Origin of the sequence: Pseudoalteromonas luteoviolacea, assembly GCF_001696455.1 — a bacterium.
Taxonomy (GTDB): Bacteria; Pseudomonadota; Gammaproteobacteria; order Enterobacterales; family Alteromonadaceae; genus Pseudoalteromonas; species Pseudoalteromonas luteoviolacea_C.
Genome location: NZ_MAUJ01000013.1, coordinates 31,914 through 55,567 on the forward strand (window position 1 = coordinate 31,914; position 23,654 = coordinate 55,567).

At 42.9% G+C, this 23,654-nt stretch carries 20 protein-coding genes; 11 read left to right on the top strand and 9 right to left on the bottom strand.

The window, feature by feature from the left end:
• Positions 1-26 precede the first annotated feature (26 nt).
• From tatA to hemB, 7 genes are read left to right on the top strand one after another with little or no spacing between them, the layout of a single operon-like run.
• The gene (tatA, locus tag A7985_RS22960; protein ID WP_065792751.1) at positions 27-275 is read left to right on the top strand and encodes a Sec-independent protein translocase subunit TatA; all 249 of its coding nucleotides are present in this window, start codon (positions 27-29) and stop codon (positions 273-275) included.
• Positions 276-279: 4 nt separating this feature from the next.
• Positions 280-594, top strand: coding sequence for a Sec-independent protein translocase protein TatB (tatB, locus tag A7985_RS22965; RefSeq protein ID WP_065792752.1), 315 nt, complete (start codon positions 280-282; stop codon positions 592-594).
• A 25-nt stretch (positions 595-619) separates the two neighbouring features.
• Positions 620-1,366, top strand: coding sequence for a twin-arginine translocase subunit TatC (tatC, locus tag A7985_RS22970; RefSeq protein WP_065792753.1), 747 nt, complete (start codon positions 620-622; stop codon positions 1,364-1,366).
• Positions 1,359-1,883 (top strand): hypothetical protein, encoded by a 525-nt coding sequence (locus A7985_RS22975; protein ID WP_065792754.1) that lies wholly within the window; start codon positions 1,359-1,361, stop codon positions 1,881-1,883. Before tatC ends, A7985_RS22975 begins: the two co-directional genes overlap by 8 nt.
• An 11-nt stretch (positions 1,884-1,894) precedes the next feature.
• A complete protein-coding gene (locus A7985_RS22980; protein ID WP_065792755.1) occupies positions 1,895-2,680 on the top strand; it encodes a TatD family hydrolase in 786 nt (261 codons plus the stop codon).
• The gene (locus tag A7985_RS22985; protein WP_065792756.1) at positions 2,677-4,560 is read left to right on the top strand and encodes a sensor domain-containing diguanylate cyclase; all 1,884 of its coding nucleotides are present in this window, start codon (positions 2,677-2,679) and stop codon (positions 4,558-4,560) included. The genes A7985_RS22980 and A7985_RS22985 overlap by 4 nt, the downstream gene beginning before the upstream one ends.
• A gap of 1 nt (position 4,561) precedes the next feature.
• Positions 4,562-5,572, top strand: a complete 1,011-nt coding sequence (gene hemB, locus A7985_RS22990) for a porphobilinogen synthase (protein WP_065792757.1) — start codon at positions 4,562-4,564, stop codon at positions 5,570-5,572.
• A 671-nt stretch (positions 5,573-6,243) separates the two neighbouring features.
• Here the strand turns inward: hemB and A7985_RS22995 are convergent.
• The 4 genes from A7985_RS22995 to A7985_RS23010 form a co-directional block, all read right to left on the bottom strand.
• The gene (locus tag A7985_RS22995; protein ID WP_065792758.1) at positions 6,244-6,669 is read right to left on the bottom strand and encodes a hypothetical protein; all 426 of its coding nucleotides are present in this window, start codon (positions 6,667-6,669) and stop codon (positions 6,244-6,246) included.
• Between the two features lie 556 nt (positions 6,670-7,225).
• Positions 7,226-9,313: an elongation factor G gene (gene fusA / locus A7985_RS23000; protein ID WP_065792759.1), complete on the bottom strand. Its 2,088-nt coding sequence runs from the start codon at positions 9,311-9,313 to the stop codon at positions 7,226-7,228.
• 163 nt (positions 9,314-9,476) lie between these two features.
• The gene (locus A7985_RS23005) at positions 9,477-10,265 is read right to left on the bottom strand and encodes a TIGR00266 family protein (RefSeq protein ID WP_063357341.1); all 789 of its coding nucleotides are present in this window, start codon (positions 10,263-10,265) and stop codon (positions 9,477-9,479) included.
• Positions 10,266-10,373: 108 nt separating this feature from the next.
• On the bottom strand, positions 10,374-11,675 hold the full coding sequence (locus A7985_RS23010; protein WP_065792760.1) for a GntP family permease: 1,302 nt from the start codon (positions 11,673-11,675) through the stop codon (positions 10,374-10,376).
• Positions 11,676-12,996: 1,321 nt separating this feature from the next.
• On the opposite strand from A7985_RS23010, the gene A7985_RS23015 reads away from it, so the two are divergent.
• Positions 12,997-14,415, top strand: coding sequence for a sensor domain-containing diguanylate cyclase (locus A7985_RS23015; RefSeq protein ID WP_065792761.1), 1,419 nt, complete (start codon positions 12,997-12,999; stop codon positions 14,413-14,415).
• A gap of 1 nt (position 14,416) precedes the next feature.
• Here A7985_RS23015 and ylqF read toward each other — a convergent pair whose 3' ends face one another.
• Positions 14,417-15,361, bottom strand: a complete 945-nt coding sequence (ylqF, locus tag A7985_RS23020; RefSeq protein ID WP_065792762.1) for a ribosome biogenesis GTPase YlqF — start codon at positions 15,359-15,361, stop codon at positions 14,417-14,419.
• A 104-nt stretch (positions 15,362-15,465) separates the two neighbouring features.
• Here ylqF and A7985_RS23025 point away from each other — a divergent pair, with 104 nt between their 5' ends.
• Positions 15,466-16,002: a YaeQ family protein gene (locus A7985_RS23025; protein ID WP_065792763.1), complete on the top strand. Its 537-nt coding sequence runs from the start codon at positions 15,466-15,468 to the stop codon at positions 16,000-16,002.
• A gap of 8 nt (positions 16,003-16,010) precedes the next feature.
• Positions 16,011-16,616: a PGAP1-like alpha/beta domain-containing protein gene (locus A7985_RS23030; protein WP_065792764.1), complete on the top strand. Its 606-nt coding sequence runs from the start codon at positions 16,011-16,013 to the stop codon at positions 16,614-16,616.
• A 1-nt stretch (position 16,617) separates the two neighbouring features.
• Here the strand turns inward: A7985_RS23030 and A7985_RS23035 are convergent, their stop codons facing one another.
• The gene (locus A7985_RS23035) at positions 16,618-16,827 is read right to left on the bottom strand and encodes a hypothetical protein (RefSeq protein WP_065792765.1); all 210 of its coding nucleotides are present in this window, start codon (positions 16,825-16,827) and stop codon (positions 16,618-16,620) included.
• Between the two features lie 365 nt (positions 16,828-17,192).
• Between A7985_RS23035 and A7985_RS23040 the strand changes: the two genes are divergently transcribed.
• A complete protein-coding gene (locus A7985_RS23040) occupies positions 17,193-17,660 on the top strand; it encodes a Dps family protein (protein ID WP_065792766.1) in 468 nt (155 codons plus the stop codon).
• Between the two features lie 2 nt (positions 17,661-17,662).
• Here A7985_RS23040 and A7985_RS23045 read toward each other — a convergent pair whose 3' ends face one another.
• From A7985_RS23045 to A7985_RS23055, 3 genes are all read right to left on the bottom strand, one after another.
• The gene (locus tag A7985_RS23045; protein ID WP_065792767.1) at positions 17,663-18,067 is read right to left on the bottom strand and encodes a hypothetical protein; all 405 of its coding nucleotides are present in this window, start codon (positions 18,065-18,067) and stop codon (positions 17,663-17,665) included.
• A 52-nt stretch (positions 18,068-18,119) separates the two neighbouring features.
• Positions 18,120-20,189, bottom strand: coding sequence for a S9 family peptidase (locus A7985_RS23050; RefSeq protein WP_065792768.1), 2,070 nt, complete (start codon positions 20,187-20,189; stop codon positions 18,120-18,122).
• Between the two features lie 307 nt (positions 20,190-20,496).
• Positions 20,497-23,640: an efflux RND transporter permease subunit gene (locus A7985_RS23055; RefSeq protein WP_065792769.1), complete on the bottom strand. Its 3,144-nt coding sequence runs from the start codon at positions 23,638-23,640 to the stop codon at positions 20,497-20,499.
• Positions 23,641-23,654: the final 14 nt, after the last annotated feature.

The following is a 23,654-nucleotide window of genomic DNA, read 5'->3' on the forward strand; positions in this document are numbered from 1 at the left end:
CACATAACATCAAAAATGGAGTAACTATGGGATTCGGCGGTATTAGTATTTGGCAATTGTTAATTGTATTAGCAATCATCGTATTACTTTTTGGTACAAAGAAGCTACGCGGCTTAGGTGGTGACTTGGGGAATGCGGTGAAAGGGTTTAAAAACGCCATGTCAGATGAAGAAGGTAGCAATAAAGAGTCAGACAAACCCAACGAAGCACTGCAAAACCAGACCCAACAAAATAGCAAAGCTGCAAACACTGAAACAGATAAAGACAAGGTGTGATTAGATGGGCATGTGGGAGCTAGTTGTTGTCCTAGTCGTCGGCTTAATTGTATTGGGACCGGAGAGATTACCAGTTGCAATACGTACTGTTAGCCGCTGGATAAGAACGCTCAAGTCAGTCGCAAATTCCGTCAAAGCCGAAGTGAACGAGGAACTCAGAGTTCATGAATTGCATTCAAATCTAAAAAAAGCAGAACAACAAGATATGAGCAATTTGTCCCCTGAGTTACAAGAGTCGGTTGATGAACTAAAAAAAGCGGCTCAGTCTGTTCAAAACAGCTATAAAGATAACGCTGCTTCAACATCTAAGAAAGACTAAACACGAAGAAGTAACGGGAATTTTCATGTCCGACACTGCAACTAGTGGCTTTATAGGCCATCTGATTGAACTTAGAGACCGATTAATTAGAGCATTGGCTAGCATCCTAGTTATATTTGTTGCTTTGATATATTTTGCCAATGATATTTATGCGTTTGTAGCAAACCCTCTGGTATTGAGCTTACCGGAAAATAGCACCATGATCGCAACTGACGTAACAGCGCCATTTTTTGCCCCCTTCAAGCTCACTCTCTTTATTTCTTTATTCTTGGCCTTTCCGTTCATTTTACATCAAGTGTGGGGATTTTTAGCGCCGGGTTTATATAAACATGAGAAGCGCATGCTCATGCCGATACTGCTATCGAGCATTGTACTTTTCTATGCAGGCATCGCATTTTGCTACTATGTCGTTATGCCGATTATTCTGGGCTTTTTAACTGCTGCGGGGCCGTCGATGATGACGCTATCTCCAGATATCAGCAGTTATTTGGCTTTTATCCTAAAATTATTTTTTGCTTTCGGTGTGGCTTTTGAAATTCCAGTTGCCATTATGTTGCTCTGCTGGAGCGGCGTGGCAACGACGCAAGGCCTCAAAGAAAAGCGTCCATACATTGTCGTTGGGGCTTTTGTGGTCGCCATGTTCCTAACCCCACCTGACGTATTATCTCAAACTCTGTTGGCTCTACCTATGCTGTTGTTGTTCGAAATAGGAATAATTTTAGCGGGAATATATAGTAAGAAGTCACAACAACAGGAAATCAATAATGAATAAAGTTTTTGCCGTACTTGCCCTTGGTTTATCTGTATCTGCCAATGCCAATGCTAAATCAGTTGATATTGCGACTTTGGAATCATGTACAACGATTCAAAACGCCTTAAAGCGTTTAGTGTGCTTTGATGATGCGATGGCTGGCAATAAAGTTGCTTCAGCTAATACACACGTTCAACACACAGCCAGCTCTACTGTAACTTCAAAAGTTACAGCAACGCCTGTGGCCCCTGTTGTACCAGCACAAACTGCAGAACAAAAATTTGGTCTGGAAAACAAAGTTAAAGAAAAGCTTTCGGACATTGAAAACCTCACTTTAAAAGTCGTCAAATTAAAAGTATCTTCTCGTGGTGTACGCACATTTACGCTCGAAAATGATCACGTTTGGAAACAAATAGGCAGCGATTCATTCTATGCGAAAGTAGGTGACAAAATTACGATTAAGCGTGCATCATTTAATTCATACTTAATGAGTAAAGCTGGCTCAAATCGTTCTATCAGGGTGAAAAGATTACAGTAAGTGCACACAGAATGATTGACGCAGGGGTTAACTTAACCAGCTCTCAGTTTGATAAAGACAGAGAGCAGATGCTTGATAGAGCAAGAGAAGCAGGCATTTCTAATATGCTGCTTATCGGTTGTGACTTGGAATCAAGCATCGCTAGCCTTTCGCTGGCACAAACTCACGGCTTTTGCAGTACGGTGGGCGTGCACCCCCATGATGCGAAAGATGCCCCACGTGATTTGATCAAGCAGCTACATGAAATTGCTAAGTCAAGCGAGGTTGTCGCAATTGGCGAGTGTGGCTTGGATTTCAATCGTGATTTTTCACCTCGGCCTGTTCAAGAACGTATATGCTCAGAGCAATTGGGGTTGGCGCAGCAGCTGTCAATGCCTGTGTATTTGCATGAAAGAGACGCCCACACGCGCCTACAAGCACTGTTGTCAGAAGTACAGGTCAATGGCGTCTTGCATTGTTTTACAGGGGACAAACAAGCGCTAAAGTACTACCTAGATTATGGTTTGATGATTGGTGTGACTGGCTGGGTATGTGATGAACGCCGAGGTCAACAGCTTCGAGAGCTCATTCAATATATTCCTGATGATAGACTCCTAATTGAAACGGATGCGCCCTACTTACTGCCACGTACACTGAAACCAAAACCCAAATCGAGACGTAACGAGCCCGCATATTTACAGGCTGTTGCAGAGCAGATTGCACTCCTTAAAGGCATTGAGCCAAGCGCTGTGGCTAGACATTCCACAGAGAATTTTATGGCGTTGTTTAATGTCTCTGAACAGGGCTCAAAGCCATGAGAATTGTGCTGCTGTTAATGTTGCTACTTACAGGCTTCAAAGCTTGGTCTAATATTACGGACCTACCCAGCACAGCGCAAAGTGCTTACCCACTTAATGCTCAATTTCGCCATGAAGCCGCAATTCCATTTAGCTATACGGTAAGCTCGCATAACAATATTAATGATTTACTTGCCAGCGATCCCGCTTGGCATCAACACGCTGCTGGCGCCCTCAACCTAGGGGAAGTAGATAATCAAGTATGGCTTAAAGTGGTATTAAGAAATGACAGCCTAGTTGAAATCCCTCTGTTACTCAGTATCAACAATAACTTATTGGACCGCATTACAGCCTATATCATGCAGGCCAATCATGCCATTTTGACGTTAGACTTAGGGGATAGTAGGCCCCTTATGCAAAGGCCCATCAAGCATGAAGCGCAGTTGATCCCTTTAGAGATACCTGGAAAGACTCAAACCATTGTCTATTTAAACGTTCATCACCATGGTGCTTTAAATATCCCATTAAGCTTGTGGCATCCTGTTGAGTATTTAAAATACAAAAGTAAATTTAATCTTATATACGGCATACTTGCAGGATTCATTCTTGCCATGATAGCGACCAACTTCATGATGTATAGTTTTACTCGTCGTAAGTACTTTTTACATGGCACACTTTTACTGACCAGTGTGTGGCTATTGTTGGTGCACTTATATGGGTTTGGCTATCGCTACTTATACACCGACTGGCAGTGGATGCAACAATATGGCCAAAGCATTTTAGTCCTGCTGTCAACACTGCTGCTTATCCCAATTCAGCGTAGTGACATCTTACCCGTTACACCTTCAAATAATGTCGATAACAAACTTAAATACTTACTCCTCTTCGGCAGTATCATCACCATAACGTGCTCCCTACTGCCCATCTCGCTCGCAATGAAACTGGCCTATATCTTTTCCATCTCGATGGTCATCTACTTTTGTGTCATCACTCTCTTTGCTAAAGCGGATAAATTAAGCCATAAGCTAGTCGTTATAAGCGTTTACGCGTTACTACTTATATCACTGTGTTATCAATTTGGATTTGAATTGGGGATGCTTTCAGGTGCGTTACTGGAGCGTCCTGTCACCTATTTATGTTCTCTGTTTCTTTGCATGTACGTAAGCTACATTTTAGCCAAACAGTATATTGCTGAGCGCGAAGCACATATCAAGCAGCAACAGCATAAACTGGCTAGGACTCGCGCTGAAGATGCCCTACTCAAAGAAAAGCTGATCATTCAAGAGCAGGCCAGAGAGGACCTAGAAAGTAGTATTGACGAGCGAACTTTTGAATTGCAAGTGACGTTGCGTGAGTTGGAAGAGAAAAATCGCGAACTCGAAAAGCTCAATATGGAAGACCCACTCACCAAAGTTAAAAATCGACGTTATTTTGATAAGCGACTCATGATGGAAGTGCGACGCTCTAGACGAGAGCAAACCATGTTGAGTGTCATCATGCTCGATATTGATCACTTTAAACGCGTCAACGATGTTTATGGGCATTTGGCCGGGGACCATACAATTTGTGCATTTGCACAAAGCATACAGCAACATTTAAAACGGCCACATGATGAAGTCTTTCGTTATGGTGGCGAGGAATTTGTGATTTTGCTACCCAATACCGATCAACAAGGCGCACAAGAGATAGCTGAACAGGTTCGTCAAACCGCTGCACAATGTGCTGTAAACATTGCTGATTCCACGATTCGATTTACAACCAGCGCAGGGGTATACAGCGCCATAGCGACAGATACCCAAAACCCAACTATTTTTACCGATTTCGCCGATAAGGCGCTTTACGAAGCTAAGCAGAAAGGGCGAAATTGCGTTTGTACGTACCAACACAAGCAGGAGACTTAATGTGGCTCAATCAGGACTAGATCTTTTTCCTTACACACGCATGCGCCGCATGCGCCGTGATGACTTTTCGCGACGCTTAATGTGTGAAAACACCCTAACCGTTGCCGATCTAATCTATCCTGTCTTCGTTTTAGAAGGTAAAAACCGTCGCGAAGCGGTGCCATCTATGCCCGGAGTAGACCGTCTTTCTATTGATTTGCTGATTGAAGAAGCAATTCAACTTCAAAAATTGGGTGTGCCAGCAGTTGCAATTTTCCCAGTCACTCCTTCAGATAAAAAGTCACTCATGGCCGAGGAGGCATACAGTCCAGAGGGGCTAGCTCAACGTACTGTGAGAGCTTTAAAAGAGGCATGCCCTGAATTGGGTGTAATAACCGATGTCGCTTTAGACCCGTTCACAGTGCATGGTCAGGACGGTATTATCGACGAAGAAGGATATGTTATTAATGATGTCACCACAGAGATTTTAATTAAACAGGCTTTATCTCACGCAGAGGCAGGCGCAGATGTGGTTGCACCTTCAGATATGATGGACGGCCGCATCGGTGCGATCCGCGATGCCCTTGAAGAAGCCGGACATATCCATACTCGGATCATGGCCTACTCAGCAAAATACGCCTCAAGCTACTATGGTCCTTTCAGAGACGCAGTAGGTTCAGCAGGTAACCTAAAAGGCGCTGATAAAAAGACGTACCAAATGGACCCAGCTAATTCAGATGAAGCGCTACGTGAAGTAGCACTCGACCTACAAGAAGGCGCGGATATGGTCATGGTAAAACCTGGTATGCCTTACCTAGATATTGTCCGTAGAGTTAAAGACGAGTTTGGTGTGCCCACTTTTGCCTATCAAGTTAGTGGCGAATATGCGATGCACAAAGCTGCCATTGATAACGGCTGGTTAGCTGAAAAGCCGACGGTAATGGAGTCTTTGCTGGCATTTAAACGAGCAGGCGCTGACGGCATCCTGACTTACTTTGCTAAACAAGTCGCAATTTGGTTGAATGAAAAATAGCGCATAGCTTGGCGTAAAAAGGAGCAATAACATTGCTCTTTTTTCGCTATATTACGACATCTAAATTTGCTCAAAAAGTTTCCCCCTTGCCTTAGCTCCTTTATCCCCAATGACCGTCTAGAACAGACTATATACTCTTCCTATAGATATACCCAATACTGCTTAGCAGGCCAAACTCGCTGCACACCATGGAACACAAAGAGGCCTAGCAATAATTTCATCAATACCAAGCATACACAGAGATGGGTGTCTCCCTTCCATTGATGTCACTTAAACCAAGTCTAGTATGAGAGCTAAGTAGCAATGCGAAGATTAAGCGTTAAAGCCAAACCAAGAAAAAAGACTAATTTAAAAATGAAAAGATGAGTTTATAGGGCTTAAATAAAAGTTTCGCCTGATAGAGGTTTTGACAAAGAATAGTCAATGCACACACTAATTGAGTATTATCATCAGCTCAATAGGTAAGTATGCAATAAATCGATTTAGCGACAACGATACTCTATTTTGAACAACAAAGCGGGAGTTATTAAAGGGGTTATCTTACTTTAACTGCATCAAAGCTTATTATACTGGATTGATTTTTATGACTCAGGAAGCTGCCTTATACAGCTTTTATTAGCATTATAATAAACCGATGTTTTTAATAGTAAAAAAGCGCCATAGGCGCTCTTTTATGCTTTCACTTGCGACGGCACTTCACCGATTAATTCACAGTCAAATAGTTTGGCCGCTTTCTGTATATCCTCTATATCAACAGACCAAAACAAGAACATCACTTTCTTTTTAGACTTTAGCTCCACAGATACGATGTTTGCACCCAAGATCTTTGTCACTTTAATCGCAGCGATTTCATCATGATGCAAGTAATGCGTTTTTGATAAGTATTTATAACTAAAGCCCGCTCTATCAATGTGTACATATCTTTTCTTCATTTGGATAAGCAGCAGCGAGGTAACTATAAACAGTGTACTTGCACCAACGATTAAATTGGCTACTTGCGAAACTCCAAAACTTGAAAATAATATATAGAATAATGCGGTTAGTAGTATTTGTATCGAATATACAAACCAGTTAATTCGCAAATTGATTGTCTTCATGAGTACCTCCAAATTTTACTCAACTCATCAACGTAATACTAATAGCGGGATATGATAAATTCGCACTGTCCCTAAATCAAGCATGAAAGTCTTTTTTTCTTCAATAATATATCAATTGCAATGAATCCGAATACTTTTATGAATTCTTGCATAAATCACTAAAACAAAATAAAAGCCCTTTAAAATTAAACAATTAAGTAAAGAAATGTAAATTCATAAAAAATATCTTTAACCAAATACAATAGGTTAACAATTGCAAATAATTTCATTTATTGAAACAAAGCTAATCATTTCATGAACTTATAAAATAATGATATTTTTGAGTAATATTATTTATAAATAAAAGAGTATAAAACATGGTAAAACCATATTTTGGTACTAAAAATAAATATAAAATCCAAACTTTATAATGATTTATTTAAAATAAGAAATTAAACATAAACGTTTTGTTAGGTGGTGACTTGAAGCGTCAGAATTGCAAAATTTGGCATATAAAGTTTAGACATAAAAAAACCGCCTTTCGGCGGTTTTTTAAAAAGTCAGCTTAAGTAATAAATTACTTAGCAGCTTTCTTTTCTTTCTCTGCAGCGATTACCGCGTCAGCAACGTTTTGCGGACATGGTGCATAGTGAGCGAATTCCATTGAGAACTGACCACGACCAGACGTGATAGTACGTAGGTGACCAATGTATCCGAACATTTCAGATAGAGGTACTTCACCCTTGATACGAACGCCCATTGCGCCAGCTTCTTGGTCTTTGATCATACCACGACGACGGTTAAGGTCACCGATTACGTCACCTACGTTGTCATCTGGCGTGAACACGTCAACTTTCATGATTGGCTCAAGAAGTTGTGCACCCGCTTTAGGGATAGACTGACGGAAAGCGCCTTTAGCAGCGATTTCGAATGCGATTGCTGATGAGTCAACTGCGTGGAAACCACCGTCGAATAGCTCAACTTCAACGTCTAGTACAGGGAAGCCAGCTAGAACACCTTCTTCCATCATTGACTTGAAGCCTTTCTCAACTGCAGGCCAGAATTCTTTAGGTACGTTACCACCAACAACTGAAGATGAGAACGTGAAACCAGAACCAATTTCGCCAGGCTTGATGCGGTAGTCGATCTTACCGAACTGACCAGAACCACCAGACTGCTTCTTGTGCGTGTAGCTGTCTTCAACTTCTTGCGTGATAGTTTCACGGTAAGCAACCTGAGGCTGACCAACAACTAGCTCAACGCCGTAAGTACGCTTAAGGATGTCTACCTTGATGTCTAGGTGAAGCTCACCCATACCTTTAAGGATAGTTTCACCTGAATCTTCGTCAGTCTCAACCTGGAATGACGGATCTTCTGCAACCATCTTACCGATAGCGATACCCATCTTCTCGTTACCACCTTTATCTTTAGGTGCAACAGCGATAGAGATTACCGGATCAGGGAAGATCATCGCTTCTAGAGTACATTCGTGCTTAGGATCACATAGAGTGTGACCAGTTTGAACGTTCTTCATACCTACAACTGCGATGATGTCACCAGCTTGTGCTTCAGTAAGTTCGTTACGCTCGTCTGCTTGCATCTCAACCATACGGCCGATACGCTCAGTTTTACCAGTTGCAGAGTTAAGGATTGTGTCACCCTTCTTCATGCGACCAGCGTAGATACGGATGAACGTAAGTGCACCGAAACGGTCGTCCATGATTTTGAACGCAAGCGCTTTTAGTGGCTCTTCAGCGTCAACTGTCGCTACTTCACCAGTAGGCTCACCTGTTTCAGGATCAGTTAGAGGCTGAGGGTCAACTTCAGTTGGAGAAGGTAGGTAATCAACAACTGCGTCTAGTACTAGTTGCATACCTTTGTTCTTGAATGCAGAACCACAGAAAGTTGGGAAGAAAGCAAGGTCACGTGTACCTTTACGGATACAAGCTTTGATTTGCTCTAGTGAAGGAGTTTCACCTTCCATGTATGCTTCCATTAGGTCGTCGTCTTGCTCAACAGCAGACTCAACTAGCATCTCATGGTACTCTTCAACTTTCTCAACCATGTCAGCTGGAACGTCAGTGATTTCGTAGTTTTCTGGTAGGCCAGTCTCGTCCCAGATGTATGCTTTCTTTTCTAGTACGTCAACAACACCTGTGAACTGATCTTCGATACCGATTGGAAGAGTCATAACTAGAGGGTTTGCGCCAAGTACTTTTTCTACTTGACCTACTACGCGGTAGAAGTCTGCACCCATACGGTCTAGTTTGTTTACGAAGATACAACGTGCAACTTCTGATTCGTTCGCATAACGCCAGTTAGTTTCTGACTGTGGCTCAACACCACCAGAACCACAGAATACACCGATACCGCCGTCTAGTACTTTAAGTGAACGGTAAACTTCAACTGTGAAGTCAACGTGTCCAGGAGTATCGATAACGTTTAAACGGTGGCCTTTCCACTCACAAGTAACAGCTGCTGACTGGATAGTAATACCACGCTCTGCTTCCTGTTCCATGAAGTCAGTAGTTGACTCACCATCGTGTACTTCACCAGTTTTGTGAATCTTACCAGTAAGCTTAAGAATACGCTCAGTGGTAGTAGTTTTACCCGCATCAACGTGCGCGAAAATACCAATGTTTCTGTATTTCGATAAATCTGCCATTGTTTTACTCTATTTAAAGTAGAAAAATTATTCGGCGGGAGTATATCACCTCTTTGGGCGAACATCATCCTTGAAGTCGATTAAAATGCAGTCAATTTGCAATTAAAACGCATTCATTGCCGTATTGCATTGTTGAACTGAGCAAAATAAGCCAAATAAAGGCCTAATCGCCGTCAATGATGTCACCGACTTGACCAAGTACCGAGCCTTCACCTTGTCGGCTGCCGCCTTGCTTAGGCGCACATTCAAGCACTCTATCCGCCAGTCTCGAGAACGGTAAGCTCTGGATCCAAACAGTGCCGTGGCCACGTAAAGTGGCTAAAAACAACCCTTCACCACCAAAGAACATACTCTTGAGACCTTTAACACGCTCAATATCAAACTCAATGCCTTCACTGAAGCCAACAACACAGCCGGTGTCGACTTTGAGCGTCTCGCCATTGAGCTGTTTTTCTACAATCGTACCGCCAGCATGCGCAAAGGCCATACCATCACCTTGTAGGTGCTCTAAAATAAACCCTTCTCCACCAAAGAACCCCGCACCCAGTTTACGCTGAAATGCGATATCGACTTTTGTGCCAAGCGCAGCACATAAAAATGAGTCTTTTTGTAGATATACAGATTCACCTAACGTAGACATATCCAGTGCTAAAATTGAGCCTGGAAACGGGGCCGCAAAAGCCACTCGCTTCTTACCACTGCCTTCATTTGTAAAGTGCGTCATAAACAACGACTCGCCACTGATCAAACGCTTACCGGCGCTGAATAACTTACTCATGAATCCTTGGTCAACGTCCGCGCCGTCGCCCATTTTGGCTTCAAAACTAATGCCATCTTGCATATAGTTCATCGCACCGGCTTCAGCAATCACCGTTTCATTTGGGTCTAGTTCAACTTCAACCATTTGCATAGACTCACCGATGATCTCATAGTCAATTTCATGGCAACGCATAACACTCTCCTTTTTATCTATTTGCTTTGTAACCGATCTGCTTTCAAAGATAGTTCAGTTCTCAGAACTTTATATGACATCAAATCAGCACTTAAGTTTGAAAATGGGTTAAAACCAGATAAATAGCCCAAGGATCACCGCTACCCCCAGCAATGGTACACACACGGTTAAAACAGCCAATGGCCAGTAGGCATCTTGATGCTTTTCACCACATATTGCCCTTACAGTCGTCACCACATAGCCATTGTGCGGTAATGTATCTAGCGCCCCAGAGCTGATGGCAACCACCCGGTGTAATTGATTCGCATCCACGCCCAAGTCCATATAATGCGGTGCCACAAGCGGTAAAGCGATGGCCTGACCGCCTGATGCGGAGCCAGTTAAAGCTGCAATCACACTCACAGCTATTGCCGCTCCCACCAACTCATTACCAGGGATAGAAGTCATCAGCGCCACAGCCTCTTGGAAAGCAGGCGTCCCTTTGGCTACCGCTCCAAATCCCACTACGGCTGCAGTATTACCAATAGCAACTAATGCCCCTGTAGTACCTAAATTAATCGCTTGGGACAGGTTCTTAAAATGTGTGTAGTTCACAATGAAAATAGCCAAGACACCACCGAGTAACGCGACAATCAGCGCGCTTTGCTGCAATTGCTCATGCAAAAAAAACGATAAAAGAAGTACTACCAAAAGTGGAATTAAACCTGTTACGGGGTGAGGCAAACGGCGCTTATCTTCGATTGGGTCTCCCTCTCTTGCCATAAAGTGCTCACCGTTACGCACCGCTTTTTGAATCATTTTTACTAGCAAAAAGTATCCGAGGAATGCCATAAAGAGCGCCACAATTAAACTCTCTTGCCACGCAGCATAAGGCGAGGTACCGAGGTATTTAATGGGTATCCAGTTTTGGATCTCAGGTGAACCCGCCGATGTCATCGTGAATGTAACAGATCCAAAAGCGAGTACAGCAGGAATGAATCGACGTGGTAGATTGGCATCTTTAAATAAACTTAATGCCATAGGGTAAACAGAAAATGCCACAATAAACACACTGACTCCGCCATAAGTCAGTAGCGCACACGCTAATACAATCGCAAAAACCGCATGCTTCATGCCTATTTTGTCGGTAATGTAACGGGCAATCGCATCTGCAGCACCTGTATCTTCCATAAACTTACCAAACAAAGAACCCAACAAAAACATAAAGAACCAAGCCTGGATAAAGCCACTAAACCCCGCCATATACAAAGTGACAAAGTCTTGCCCCGATACATCATTAAATAGCGAAAACCCACTGCTCATAGCGACCAAGAGCGCGCACAAGGGCGCAGAGATAAACAAGCTCATACCACGTAAAGTGAGCCAAATCAGTCCAGCCAGTGCGACGATTAACCCCAATGTACTGACCATTAAACCACCTTTTTTGTTATTTTTATGTAACTGTTATACGCCGAAATAGACTCGAAATAAAGTTTACAACCAAGGAATGGCAGCCAAACACATGGCTAAAAGGCGATTTCCGTTTCATATTCTTGCAGCCTGAAATAAAAACGAATTTCACAAAAAATTAAATGAGAATTATTTTCAAAAACATATTGACACCAGAGCAAATGTTATTGATAATCAATCTCAACAAAGTAAGTGACGGTTTATTTTGTTGAAGTACTCTAATTTGTTTCTCGACCCTGAAACACGTTGAGCGAACGTTACACGCTAGGTTTAAGCAGGTTATTTTACGCCCCTAAAGTAACATGCAATTACCGACTATTTTACTTGCTACATTGCTCATATCAGTGACGGTAGATATGAACGCTAAAAGCCCGCTTGACCCGCGGGCTTTTCTATTTCCGAACCTCAGATTTACCCATACACCCAGTACACTGCCTAGGTACATGATTAAGTATCACTGAATCTATATCCTCTTAAACGAGCACTTTTAAACACCTTCAGACTTTTTCATCAGCAGTAATTACAAATGAGAACTATTTTCAAAAAAATATTGACACAGATCAAAATACAATTGATAATCAATCTCAACAAAGTGAGTTGACGGCTTATTTTGTTAAGTACGCTAAATTGTTTCAAGACCCTGAAACACGTGGTGCACACGTAAAATGCACGGTTGCAGGTGCTTTGCTCTAACGCCCCTTAAAGTAAAGCACACTCAACCCACTTACTATTTTACTTGCTACATTGCTCATATCGGTGACGGTAGATATGATCATGAAAAGCCCGCTTAAGCGGGCTTTTTTATTTTTAGTACAGCTACGCTAATCATGCTATGACATTCAATTTGCTATATCGCCCACTCTTTCGCACTTGTACAACCATACAAAACTTTGAATAAACCCCAATGATACAAATGAGAATTATTTTCAAATAAGTATTGACACTCACCTTAATCTAATTGATAATCAATCTCAACAAAGCGGAATTGCACTCACTTTGTTGACGTACTCAAATTTGTTTCTCGACCCCGAAACACGTGTTGCGCACGAAAACAGCTTTAGGTTGTCAGTGAAGAACCTTAACGCCCCTTAAAGTAATTCACTAACAACCGACTTACTATTTTACTTGCTACATTGCTCATATCGGTGACGGTAGATATGAACCTAAAAGGCCCTAACAGGGCCTTTTTTATTTTCGGAAATATGTACCTGTAATCAAGTGTAATGGCGTTGCATTTGTACCCTTGTTAGAGTTGCGTCTCCTTGATTACGCGCCATCCACTATGACCAAAACACGCTATCGATATAATTTAATTTTGACGATACTGCTACTCACCGGATTCATATTCACGAGCTGGTTTAGCTTGATCATTGCTAAACAGTCGTTGTTTCAGGGAATTGAGAATGATGCACTGCCCCTCACTAGCCACCTAATTCACACCGATCTACAAAAACAACTGCAAGCCCCTATCATTATTTCTTCGCAAATGGCCAACAATACGTTTTTACATGCTTGGCTCGCAAAAAAGAACGAAGATAAGCGGGTGCTCTTTGAATATCTAAGACAGACGCGTGCCGACTACGATGCCGTGACCAGCTTTTTGGTCACCAGTGATGATAAAACCTATTATCGTTACGATGGTCAAGTAACTCAGCTCAACACTCGTGATCAGCAAGATAGCTGGTATCAAGAAACTTTGGATAACGCACATGCATATACGCTCAATGTGGATCTAGACCCGAGGGATGACCATCAAGCCATCGTCTTTGTGAACCATAAAATACAACCTCAGGAGCAAGTTTTAGGCATCACTGGTGTTGGTGTGAAGCTCGATCACTTGAAACGCCTCATCGACAAATACCAGCATATATATAATCGCAAAGTTTATTTTATTGATCACAAAGGCCGCCTGCTCTTTTACACGGATTCGACGTTCACCGATGATACCATTACGGATAAGTTTGGCAGCCACAGCGCGAAGCTCTTAAATAAGAAAAACTATAAACTGCGCTTAGAGCAAGATGAACAGACCATTTTCATCAACTCTCGTTATTTAGAACAATTTGGCTGGTACTTAGTCGTTGAACAATCACTCAATCAAGACAACTCATTTTCCGACACTTTGTATATCAATTTACTCATGGGTGTCGTTATCACTACGGTCATTTTATTTAGTGCTCAGCTCACATTTAACCACTACCAAAAGCGCTTAGAAAAAATGGCAACGTACGACAAGCTCACAAATACCTATAACCGCCAAGCGTTTGAACCTTTATTACAAGCACAACTAAACAAAGCACGTAACCAATTTACTCCCTTGGTCATGCTGATATTAGATGTTGATCATTTTAAACAAGTCAATGACCGCCATGGGCACCTAGTGGGTGACAAAGTCCTCGCACATGTGGCACAGATTTGTAAAACCGTCGTGGGGTCCCGTGGCTTTACCTGTCGATGGGGGGGTGAAGAGTTTGTAATCTTGTTGCCTAAAACGACTTTGAATGACGGCCAAGCGCTGGCGGAACAAATTCACAATACATTAGCGCAAAGCCAATGTGAGGTAAAAGTAACGGCAAGCATGGGCATTGCCCAGTATCATATTGACGAATCGGAAGATGGGCTGTTAAAACGTGCCGATGCAGCATTATACAAAGCCAAGAGCACTGGCCGAAATCGCTCAGTGCTCGCTGAAGCCGCTTAGTTTATCGGCGGTTTTTTCTTGCCCGAGCGCGGCGCTGACGCTTTTCTTCTTCACGCGCTGCTTTTTTTGCCTCTGCTGCAGCACGAATTTCTGCCACCATCTGCTCTTCATCTTCTCGCATTTGTGGCGTTTCCATAGTCACACGTCCAAGGATTGCATCACGTAATTCATTGATGAGGATTTCAGACATTTTATGTGTGTCGACTTGGTTACCACCGCGAATACACCCGCGCTTACGACCCGCCATTTCAATAAAGGTCCAGTCACACTCTGGTAACTCATCAATTTTGTAGCGGCTGCGCAATAACTCCGGATAAGCCTTCAATAAATACTCTGCGGTATAACTCGCCACTTCTTCATAATTAATGGCCGTGTCACGAATGGCCCCTGTTGCAGCCAATCGATAACCAGAGTTTTCATTTTCTACTTTTGGCCAAAGCATACCTGGGGTATCGTACAACATAATGCCATCATCTAAGCGAATGCGCTGCTGTGCTTTGGTGACCGCAGGCTCATTACCCGTCTTCGCCACAATGCGGCCCGCTAAAATATTAATTAACGTCGATTTGCCAACATTGGGGATCCCCATAATCATGGCTTTAAGCTGTTTATCCTGACCCACTTTGTGTGGCGCAAGTTTTTTACATAACGTATTAATGCGGTGTACTTCTGCCGCTTTGTCATGGCCGAAAGCAAGCGTTTTTACGCCGTCTTCTTGCTCAAAATATTCCATCCAAGCTTTGGTCATATCCGAGTCGGCAAGATCTGCTTTATTCAAGATTTTGATGACCGGTTTATCACCGCGTAGCTGTGTTACCATTGGATTTTCACTGCTGTATGGGATACGTGCATCGAGCACTTCAATAATGACATCCATCTGCGGCATGATCTCTTTGATCTCATTACGCGCTTTATTCATATGCCCAGGAAACCATTGGATGGCCATAAAAAATCTCTCCAAAACTAAAATCTGTGGCTATTTTAACGTAAAACGCACCAGATAGATAAATCTTGATATACTGATGCTTTAAAAACTCTCTGCGCACTATCATGGCACTAAAATCGACAATCTTAAAAGCACATTTAAATATCAGCGACATGGACAGACATGTTTATACCGACAAGTCTCTAACTATTGCACAGCACCCATCAGAAAATGAACAGCGTTTAATGGTGCGCTTACTTGCGTATATCCTGCAATATAATGAAGAGTTGTCATTTACTAAAGGCCTATGTGTAGATGATGAACCTGCGGCTTGGCAAAAAAATCTCACTGACGATATCGAGCTTTGGATCGATATTGGCTTACCGGATGAAAAACGACTAAAAAAAGCAGCGGTAAAAGCGAAGCAAGTGGTGCTGTATACCTATGGTGAAAACACCCAAGAGATCTGGTGGAAGAAAAACCAATCTGCGGCAAATCAGTACAATAACCTTGCTGTTTTCAGCTTACCTTTTAGTGCAACATCACAGATGACCGAACTGTTCGCTCGTTCGATGGATTTGACAGCGACCATTCAAGATGGCGAAATATGGCTAAGCAATACAGAGCATAGCGTGCAAATTACGCCGCAGCGTTTAAAGTAGGGGAAGCCATGAAAGTAAAGCGGGTGGTCGTATTACACGGTTTATATATGTCGGGTTTTGTGATGCAACCGCTGTGTAAGCGCTTGGAAAAAACGGGCTGCGATATCCTCAACCTTACCTACAATACACTCGACCCAGACAAGCAAGCCATATTTCGCAAGATTGATGAGTTTGTTGATGATCAACCTACTGCGCTAGTGTGTCACTCAATGGGCGGGTTGGTCGCCAGAGACTACTTAATGAATGCCTCTGAACAAAGCCTGTGTGTTAAAAAAGTCATCACTTTAGGCACTCCTCACAAAGGCAGTGCCATTGCCAAACATATGCATGATAAAGGGTTTGATAGGCTGTTAAAAAACAGTGTTGAATACTTGTTGACTGAGGCCAATACATGGCCCTTTAGTGCCCGCCTTTATAGCATTGCCGGCGACCTTCCAATAGGCTTGATGCCCCTATTGCAGAAGGGCAGTCGCTCCGACGGGACTGTTTTACTAGATGAGACCAAACTAAAAGGCATGGCTGAGCACAAAATATTTCACCTCAGCCACACCACTTTAATTTATTCGCGCAGTGTAATGGATTACATCATTGAAATTTTACACCGTGATGAGTAACTCACTTGTCTGCTTTTTGTGCAACTTTGTAAGCAACTAAAGCGATGATACCCATAATCAGTGGCACAGGTGCTGCTAAATAGCCAAATGCGTCTGAATTAGCGTAACTTGCGCCTGCAAGGTGGCCCACTAAACCAACGACAAAAGCAACTAATGCAATGACAACGACGGTAAGCTCGCCTCTATGCTGTGACTTTGTTTTACCTTTCATAGTGCTCTCCTTGATAATTCTAACGCCCTAATTGATAAAGGTTAATAATGAATAGGACGTTTTGCCCTCTCATTATGGCCTTACAGAGAGTATAAAAATTGACCTACATCAAGCGTCATATGTACAAATAATTCCCTCTCATGACTCATTGCGATGGATCAAGCAAGTAAAGAGCTACCTGACAAACTGGCAAACTTTAAGCTAGTGCAAACACCTTTTTCGATGACGCCAATCGCTTTTCCTCGTTGGCCAAGTAACTGAGCTTAAGCCAAACTAGATGTCATAGCGTTGATGCGAGCACAGCCTCTCAACATACATTATTTCTGCGGTGCACACCGCACAACTTAACTTAGGGTAGAAAAAATATGAGTAATAGCATTGGATTAGACGCACAAAAAAGTCAGCAGCTGGTAGAGTCTCTAAATACGTTATTAAGCAGCTACCAAATTCAATATATGAATGCCCGCAGCTTTCATTGGAATATCAAAGGCAGAGAGTTTTTTGAGTTACATGTTAAGTTTGAAGAGATTTACAACCAATTACTGCTCAAAGTTGACGAGTTAGCAGAACGTATACTTACAATTGAAGGTACACCGCTTCATGCGTTTAGTGACTATCTATCAATTAGTGAGATCAGTGAGGCAAAGGGCGTACAGAATGGACCTGAAGCAGTTGCAATACTACTGGATGGTTTTACACAACTAATCAAGACCCAACGCGCTATTTTGACGCAAGCTTCAGATGCTGAGGATGAAGGTACAGCTTCGCTGATGAGTGACTATATTACAGAGCAAGAAAAGCTGGTTTGGATGCTTAAAGCATATTTGGGCTAATACTACTCACTCAGCCACTGAGCGGCACCCCGATTCGTGGGGTGCTGACTCAGATATGTAGCAACATCAAGATACAACTGCACTTGAATATCGCTTTGTGAGCACAGCTCACTGATTATTTTTCTAGAGAGCGCATTAATGCCAATGTAGTCTATACGGCGATACCCTCGCCGCTCCATATCTACAAAGTAGTCCTTGAGCGCATCGATACTATCCACTGTCGTCATTTCAAATTCACTCAAGTTAATGACAGCACAATAAAGCTGACCAGGATCATACTTGCGCCACATGCGACGCGCTTCTTGTTCCAGCGCTGTCATTCCCTCGCAATTAAAAGCCCCAACTAAGTTAACAAAAACATTGGGGGGCGTGATATCAATTTGCCATTGCCCGTGTACCGTAAACATGCCACCCTCTCTAATACCTTAAATGCGGCACAAAAAGCACCGCGGTAATTGATTAGTCAGCTTGTAGCTCGGGAAGCAAAGAAATGAAAAAAGCCATTTCAAGTGCTTTTTCATGTAAGCTTTTGAACCTACCCGACGCGCCACCGTGACCCGAGTCCATATCTGTTTTAAAGACCAAGAGATTATTATCTGTCTTTAACTCTCTCAGTTTCGCGACCCATTTCATTGGTTCCCAATACTGAACTTGAGAATCATGTAATCCCGTCGTAACCAGAGTATTAGGATAGCTCTTTGCCGCCAGATTGTCATAGGGAGAATAAGATAAAATAACATCGTGATACTGCTTATCATTGGGGTTACCCCACTCGTCATATTCATTCGTGGTAAGGGGTATAGTTTCGTCCAACATGGTCGTTAATACATCCAGAAACGGAACGTGGCAACCTATGCCGCGGTAAAGCTCTGGCGCTTGGTTTATAACCGCTCCCATCAATAGACCACCTGCGCTGCCACCCGATGCAAAAATTTTGTCTGACGCACCATATTTCATCTCTACCAATGCGCGCGTGACGTCAACAAAATCGTTAAAGCTATTTTCTTTGTATTCTTTCTTGCCAAAATCATACCACTGACGCCCAAGCATTTCTGAGCCTCTAATATGGGCAATAACATACACAAACCCTCGGTCTAAAAGACTAAGGGTTGAACTTGAGAACACGGGATCAATCGTATACCCATATGCGCCATAACCATACTGCAACAGAGGGTTAGTGCCATCTTTGTTGAACAGTGATTTTCGATACACAATCGACACAGGCACCTTTGCGCCGTCTCGAGCTGGGATATGCAACCGCTCTGACGCATAATCTGCTGGACAAAAGTCACCAAGTACTTTGACCTGCTTTTTAAGCACTTTTTGGCCCGTTACCAAGTCACAATCATAAACACTACTCGGTGTGGTCAAACTCGAATAAGTGACGCGCACTGTTTTGGCGCTTGGCTCTGGGTTGTACCCAACACCAGCGTAATAGCACTCATCTTCAAACCCGAGCTGATAACTTGAACCTTGATAATCATGTACAACAAATCTGATTTGTCCACGCTCGCGCTCAGTGATAACAAAGTGACTGTCAAACAGTTCCAGTCCCTCAATGAGTACCTGTTCACGATGGGCAATGATCTCTACCCATTTACTCGGGTCATTAATATCAGCGGCCGTAGCACGCACCATACGAAAGTTCTTGGCATCATTGTTTGTTAGCAGGTAGTAGTCGTCTCCAAATTTTTCGATACCATACTCATGACCTTCTTGACGTGCCAATAAACGCTTAAACTCTCCACTTGGGTTGTTGGCATCTAAAAACAGCGTATCACTGGTTTCGGTTGCAGACAGATAGATAAAAATTTGGCTTTCATCTCGACTTTTGCCTAAGCCCATATAAAACTGTCGATCTTGTTCCTCATAAACGAGTACATCATCGCTTTGAGGTGTGCCGAGCACATGGCGATAAACTTGAAAACCAAGTAAAGTTTGGAGATCCTTTTTTACGTAGAAAACAGATTTATTGTCATTGCCCCACACAATTTGACCTTCTGTTTCTACAAGCACATCGTCTAACAACGTCTTGGTAGCAATGTCTTTAAACCGAGTGGTATAAATGCGGCGACCATCAATGTCTTCACTGTATGCAAGCAACGTATCATCAGGACTCACCATCAGCTCAGCAAGTTCATAAAACTCATGCTCTTTTGCTAACTCATTAACATCGAGCAGTAATTCTTTGTTGTCCATTTGCTCGTTTGAGCCACGATAATGACGGCCATACTCTTCTTCACCGCTTACCTCATTGGTATACCAGTAGCGCCCATCTTTTACCGGCACAGATGAGTCATCTTTAACAATACGCCCTTTCATCTCTTCAAAAAGCGTATCCTGTAACGCAGTATGCGGTTCCATCACCGCTTCACAATAGCTGTTTTCGGCTTTTAAATGTTCCAGAACGTCTTCGTTTTGACGGTTATCATCGCGCATCCAGTAATAATTATCTGTCCTTTGATGGCCATGAATTTCCATTTTATGGGGTACTTTTTTTGCCACTGGTGGGGTAAGCGCTTTGGTCATGTATCTGTTCCTGATTTATTCTTATTTATCCAGTCTATCACAGCCAAGAACTTGGTACAGCTGCGAGTTTGGCACTGTATATATTCATAAAAACAGTCTGCTAGCTTACAATAAGTCCGTGCGCTAGCACTGTATATAAGTTATCACTTGTCTTATCAGACGCTTTGAAATGATAATACTTTATAACATAACAAACACAAACCTGTAGAAAGGGAATGTAACGAGGCTGACACCATCTCGAGTTTTACAAAAATACAAAAAAACCCAGCATAAAAGCTGGGTTTTTAAATGTGTGTAAAATGCTGACTTAAGCGTTACGGAACTTACCTACTTCCTTATTACGGCCTTTCACTTTTTTCTTCAACTTGCTAAATGCACTTTGTACATCAACTAAAATAATGTACAAACACGGTACCAGAACTAATGTGATTAACGTGGCAAACAACACGGCAAAGCCGAGAGAAATAGCCATTGGAATTACAAATTTAGCCTGTAAGCTCGTTTCAAAAATGATCGGTGTTACACCCGCAAATGTCGTAATTGACGTTAATGTGATCGCTCTAAAGCGTGCACACCCGGCCTCAATTACCGCATCTTTCAATCTCACACCCTCTTTACGGACTTGGTTCACGTAATCCGTCATAACAAGAGAATCATTGATAACGACACCTGCGGCCGCAATGAGACCAAAGGTCGACATCATGCTCATATCCAAACCATTTAACCAGTGGCCCCAAACGGCACCTATCAAGCTAAATGGAATAACCGACATGATTATCAACGGCTGAGAGTAACTCTTCAGCGGCACCGCTAATAAAATATACACAATCAACATCCCCGCCACGAAGAACATCACTTGCTCATCCGCCTGTGCTTGAGTCTCTTCTACAGAGCCACCTAATTCAGATTTAACACCTGGATATTGCTCATATAGCTTAGGCAAGAGATTGTCTTTGATGTTTTCTACTACCGCAGATGGCTCAATTGCTTGCTCATCAATGCTGCCATAAACGTACACAGTGCGGTAACCACCCTCGCGACGAATGTAGCTTACGCCTGGCTTTTCAGTAAATTCAACCACATCACCCAGCACCACTTCACGTCCTGCAGGTGTTTTTACCAGCGCATATTTCAAAGATGCCACCGCTTCTCGATCGAGCTCAGGATAACGCACCATCACACGGATTTCTTCACCATCTCGGATCACACGTTGTGCTTCTCCACCGTAAAAGCTATCACCAATTTGGTTAGCAATATCTGACAGAGTAAGACCTAATTCATAGGCGACCGGCTTTAACGACAGCTGCACCTCTTTACTTGGCGGGTCAATGGTAGAACTGATATCAAACAGCCCCTTTTCTTGCTGCAACATTGAGATAAAGTGCCTACCCGCAGCATTCAACGTATCGATATCTGGACCGTATAGTAAATATCCAAATTCACCATCGCCATTGCCCTGATCATTCACGTCATCAATCACGAGGAGAGATTTCACACCCGCAATGGTCGGCATATTTTCACGCCACCGTCGAGATAATTCGAATGCATCAAATGGGCGTAACTCTTCGTCCACTAATACCGCAAGGACTGAGCCTTCGCTGCGACCTTCGTTCCAAACGAGAATGTCTTTCAGCATCTTTTGCCCGTATTCCTGCTCGATCTGCTTATCCACATCTAGCATCATTTTTTCAACTTGTGTGACTGCAGCAAGTGTCTGCTCATCTGACACATTATCGTTGAGCAGGATTTTAACTAGCGGATAGTCATGGGGTACTTTCGGTAGTGGAATAAAGCGAACTTGGCTAGATGTGATCAAGGAAATACTGATCAAAAACAGCGCGATAAAGCCAGTGAAAACGGCCCAACGCCACTCAACACACTTTTGCACAGCATTTCGATAAGGTCCATTCACGAAAGCAAAGAAACGCTTATTAAATTTAGCGCGCCAGCTACCCTCACGCATTGGTTTAAACTTAGTGTGTGCCAAGTGCGCTGGTAATATCCATTTTGATTCAATTAAACTGAATACCAAGCACAGAATGACAACAATGGAGATGGATTTAAAGAAGGCACCTTGTGGGCCGCTAGACATCACCATGGGTGCAAATACCGCCATAGTAGTCAAGACACCAAAGGTAGCGGGGGTAGCCACACGCTTCGCACCTCTGACGACGCTATCAACACTTGGACCGCTGCGTTCTATTTCGGTATAGGAGGCTTCTCCGATGACGATGGCATCATCGACCACAATCCCCAATACCATAATAAATGCAAACAAAGAGACTATATTGATGCTGATCCCAAATGCAGGCATCAGCATAATCGCGCCTAAGAAACACACTGGCAGGCCAATCATTACCCACAGAGCCAGCTTAAAACGCAAGAATATCGTCAACATAATGGCAACTAATAGCGCACCTTGAAGCATATTCTTCTTCATCATTTCGAGACGCGCATCAAGGTAATAAGTCATATCCACAATTGGCGACAACGACACACCCGCAGGCAATGTTTTGTTTTTCTCTTCAATGTAAGCATGTATTGTTCGAGCGATAGGCACCATGTTCTGTTCTTTGGTGGCTTTTACCGAAAGAAACGCAGCATTAACGCCATTTTGCTTGAAGTAGAACTCACCTTCGACAAATTCGTCTTTGATCACGGCGACATCTTGCAAGTACACCTTTGCACCATTATCACCGACCTTCACAGGAATACGTTTAAATTCATTGCCACGGTATTTCTGGTTTTCGACACGTACAGAAATGATCCCTGCATCCGTGCGAATTTGACCTGCAGACATATTTGCTGAATAGCGGCGAATAGAGTTACTGACATCATTAATGGTGAGACCATATCGACGCAAAGTATCGGGGTCAATTTCAATGGCGATCTCGTAAGCTGGTGTGCTACGCTCAACCAAAGAGACATTACCCAACTGTAATAACTCGTCTTCAACTTCTTTGGCTAAAGGCTTTAACTCTGCAAGTGGGATATCCGCCGCAAGCGCCATCTGAATAACGTCTTGACGAAACTCTACTTGCTGCACACGCACCGGCTCCATTGCGGCGGGGAAAGTTGCGATCCCATCAACTCGGGTGCGAACTTTATCAACCACATCGCTTAAATCAGCATCGGTATCTATCTCAAGTTGCACACTGCCACTACCACGACGTGCACGATAAACACCTTTGTCGATTTCAGTCACATCTTTGAGTGCTTCTTCAATTTTAATCAGAATACTCTCTTCGATTTCCTGCGGTGATGCGCCCGGGTAGTTAGCATTGATACTGACGAAGTTCAGCTCAATACTTGGGAACATCTGTCGTTGAATCGTCATGTAGCTCACAATACCCATGATGATAATGAATACCATCATCAGGTTGGCGGCAACAGGATTATGCGCAAAATACGCAATCAACCCTTTTTGGGAAGTTTTGATTTGATCAGTCATAGTCATTCCCTGCC

Coding starts and splice junctions, on each gene's coding strand:
- tatA (WP_065792751.1), top strand. CDS start 27: ATGGGATTCGGCGGTATTAGTATTTGGCAATTGTTAATTGTATTAGCA.
- tatB (WP_065792752.1), top strand. CDS start 280: ATGGGCATGTGGGAGCTAGTTGTTGTCCTAGTCGTCGGCTTAATTGTA.
- tatC (WP_065792753.1), top strand. CDS start 620: ATGTCCGACACTGCAACTAGTGGCTTTATAGGCCATCTGATTGAACTT.
- A7985_RS22975 (WP_065792754.1), top strand. CDS start 1,359: ATGAATAAAGTTTTTGCCGTACTTGCCCTTGGTTTATCTGTATCTGCC.
- A7985_RS22980 (WP_065792755.1), top strand. CDS start 1,895: ATGATTGACGCAGGGGTTAACTTAACCAGCTCTCAGTTTGATAAAGAC.
- A7985_RS22985 (WP_065792756.1), top strand. CDS start 2,677: ATGAGAATTGTGCTGCTGTTAATGTTGCTACTTACAGGCTTCAAAGCT.
- A7985_RS22995 (WP_065792758.1), bottom strand. CDS start 6,669: ATGAAGACAATCAATTTGCGAATTAACTGGTTTGTATATTCGATACAA.
- fusA (WP_065792759.1), bottom strand. CDS start 9,313: ATGGCAGATTTATCGAAATACAGAAACATTGGTATTTTCGCGCACGTT.
- A7985_RS23005 (WP_063357341.1), bottom strand. CDS start 10,265: ATGCGTTGCCATGAAATTGACTATGAGATCATCGGTGAGTCTATGCAA.
- A7985_RS23010 (WP_065792760.1), bottom strand. CDS start 11,675: ATGGTCAGTACATTGGGGTTAATCGTCGCACTGGCTGGACTGATTTGG.
- A7985_RS23015 (WP_065792761.1), top strand. CDS start 12,997: ATGACCAAAACACGCTATCGATATAATTTAATTTTGACGATACTGCTA.
- ylqF (WP_065792762.1), bottom strand. CDS start 15,361: ATGGCCATCCAATGGTTTCCTGGGCATATGAATAAAGCGCGTAATGAG.
- A7985_RS23025 (WP_065792763.1), top strand. CDS start 15,466: ATGGCACTAAAATCGACAATCTTAAAAGCACATTTAAATATCAGCGAC.
- A7985_RS23030 (WP_065792764.1), top strand. CDS start 16,011: ATGAAAGTAAAGCGGGTGGTCGTATTACACGGTTTATATATGTCGGGT.
- A7985_RS23035 (WP_065792765.1), bottom strand. CDS start 16,827: ATGAAAGGTAAAACAAAGTCACAGCATAGAGGCGAGCTTACCGTCGTT.
- A7985_RS23040 (WP_065792766.1), top strand. CDS start 17,193: ATGAGTAATAGCATTGGATTAGACGCACAAAAAAGTCAGCAGCTGGTA.
- A7985_RS23045 (WP_065792767.1), bottom strand. CDS start 18,067: ATGTTTACGGTACACGGGCAATGGCAAATTGATATCACGCCCCCCAAT.
- A7985_RS23050 (WP_065792768.1), bottom strand. CDS start 20,189: ATGACCAAAGCGCTTACCCCACCAGTGGCAAAAAAAGTACCCCATAAA.
- A7985_RS23055 (WP_065792769.1), bottom strand. CDS start 23,640: ATGACTGATCAAATCAAAACTTCCCAAAAAGGGTTGATTGCGTATTTT.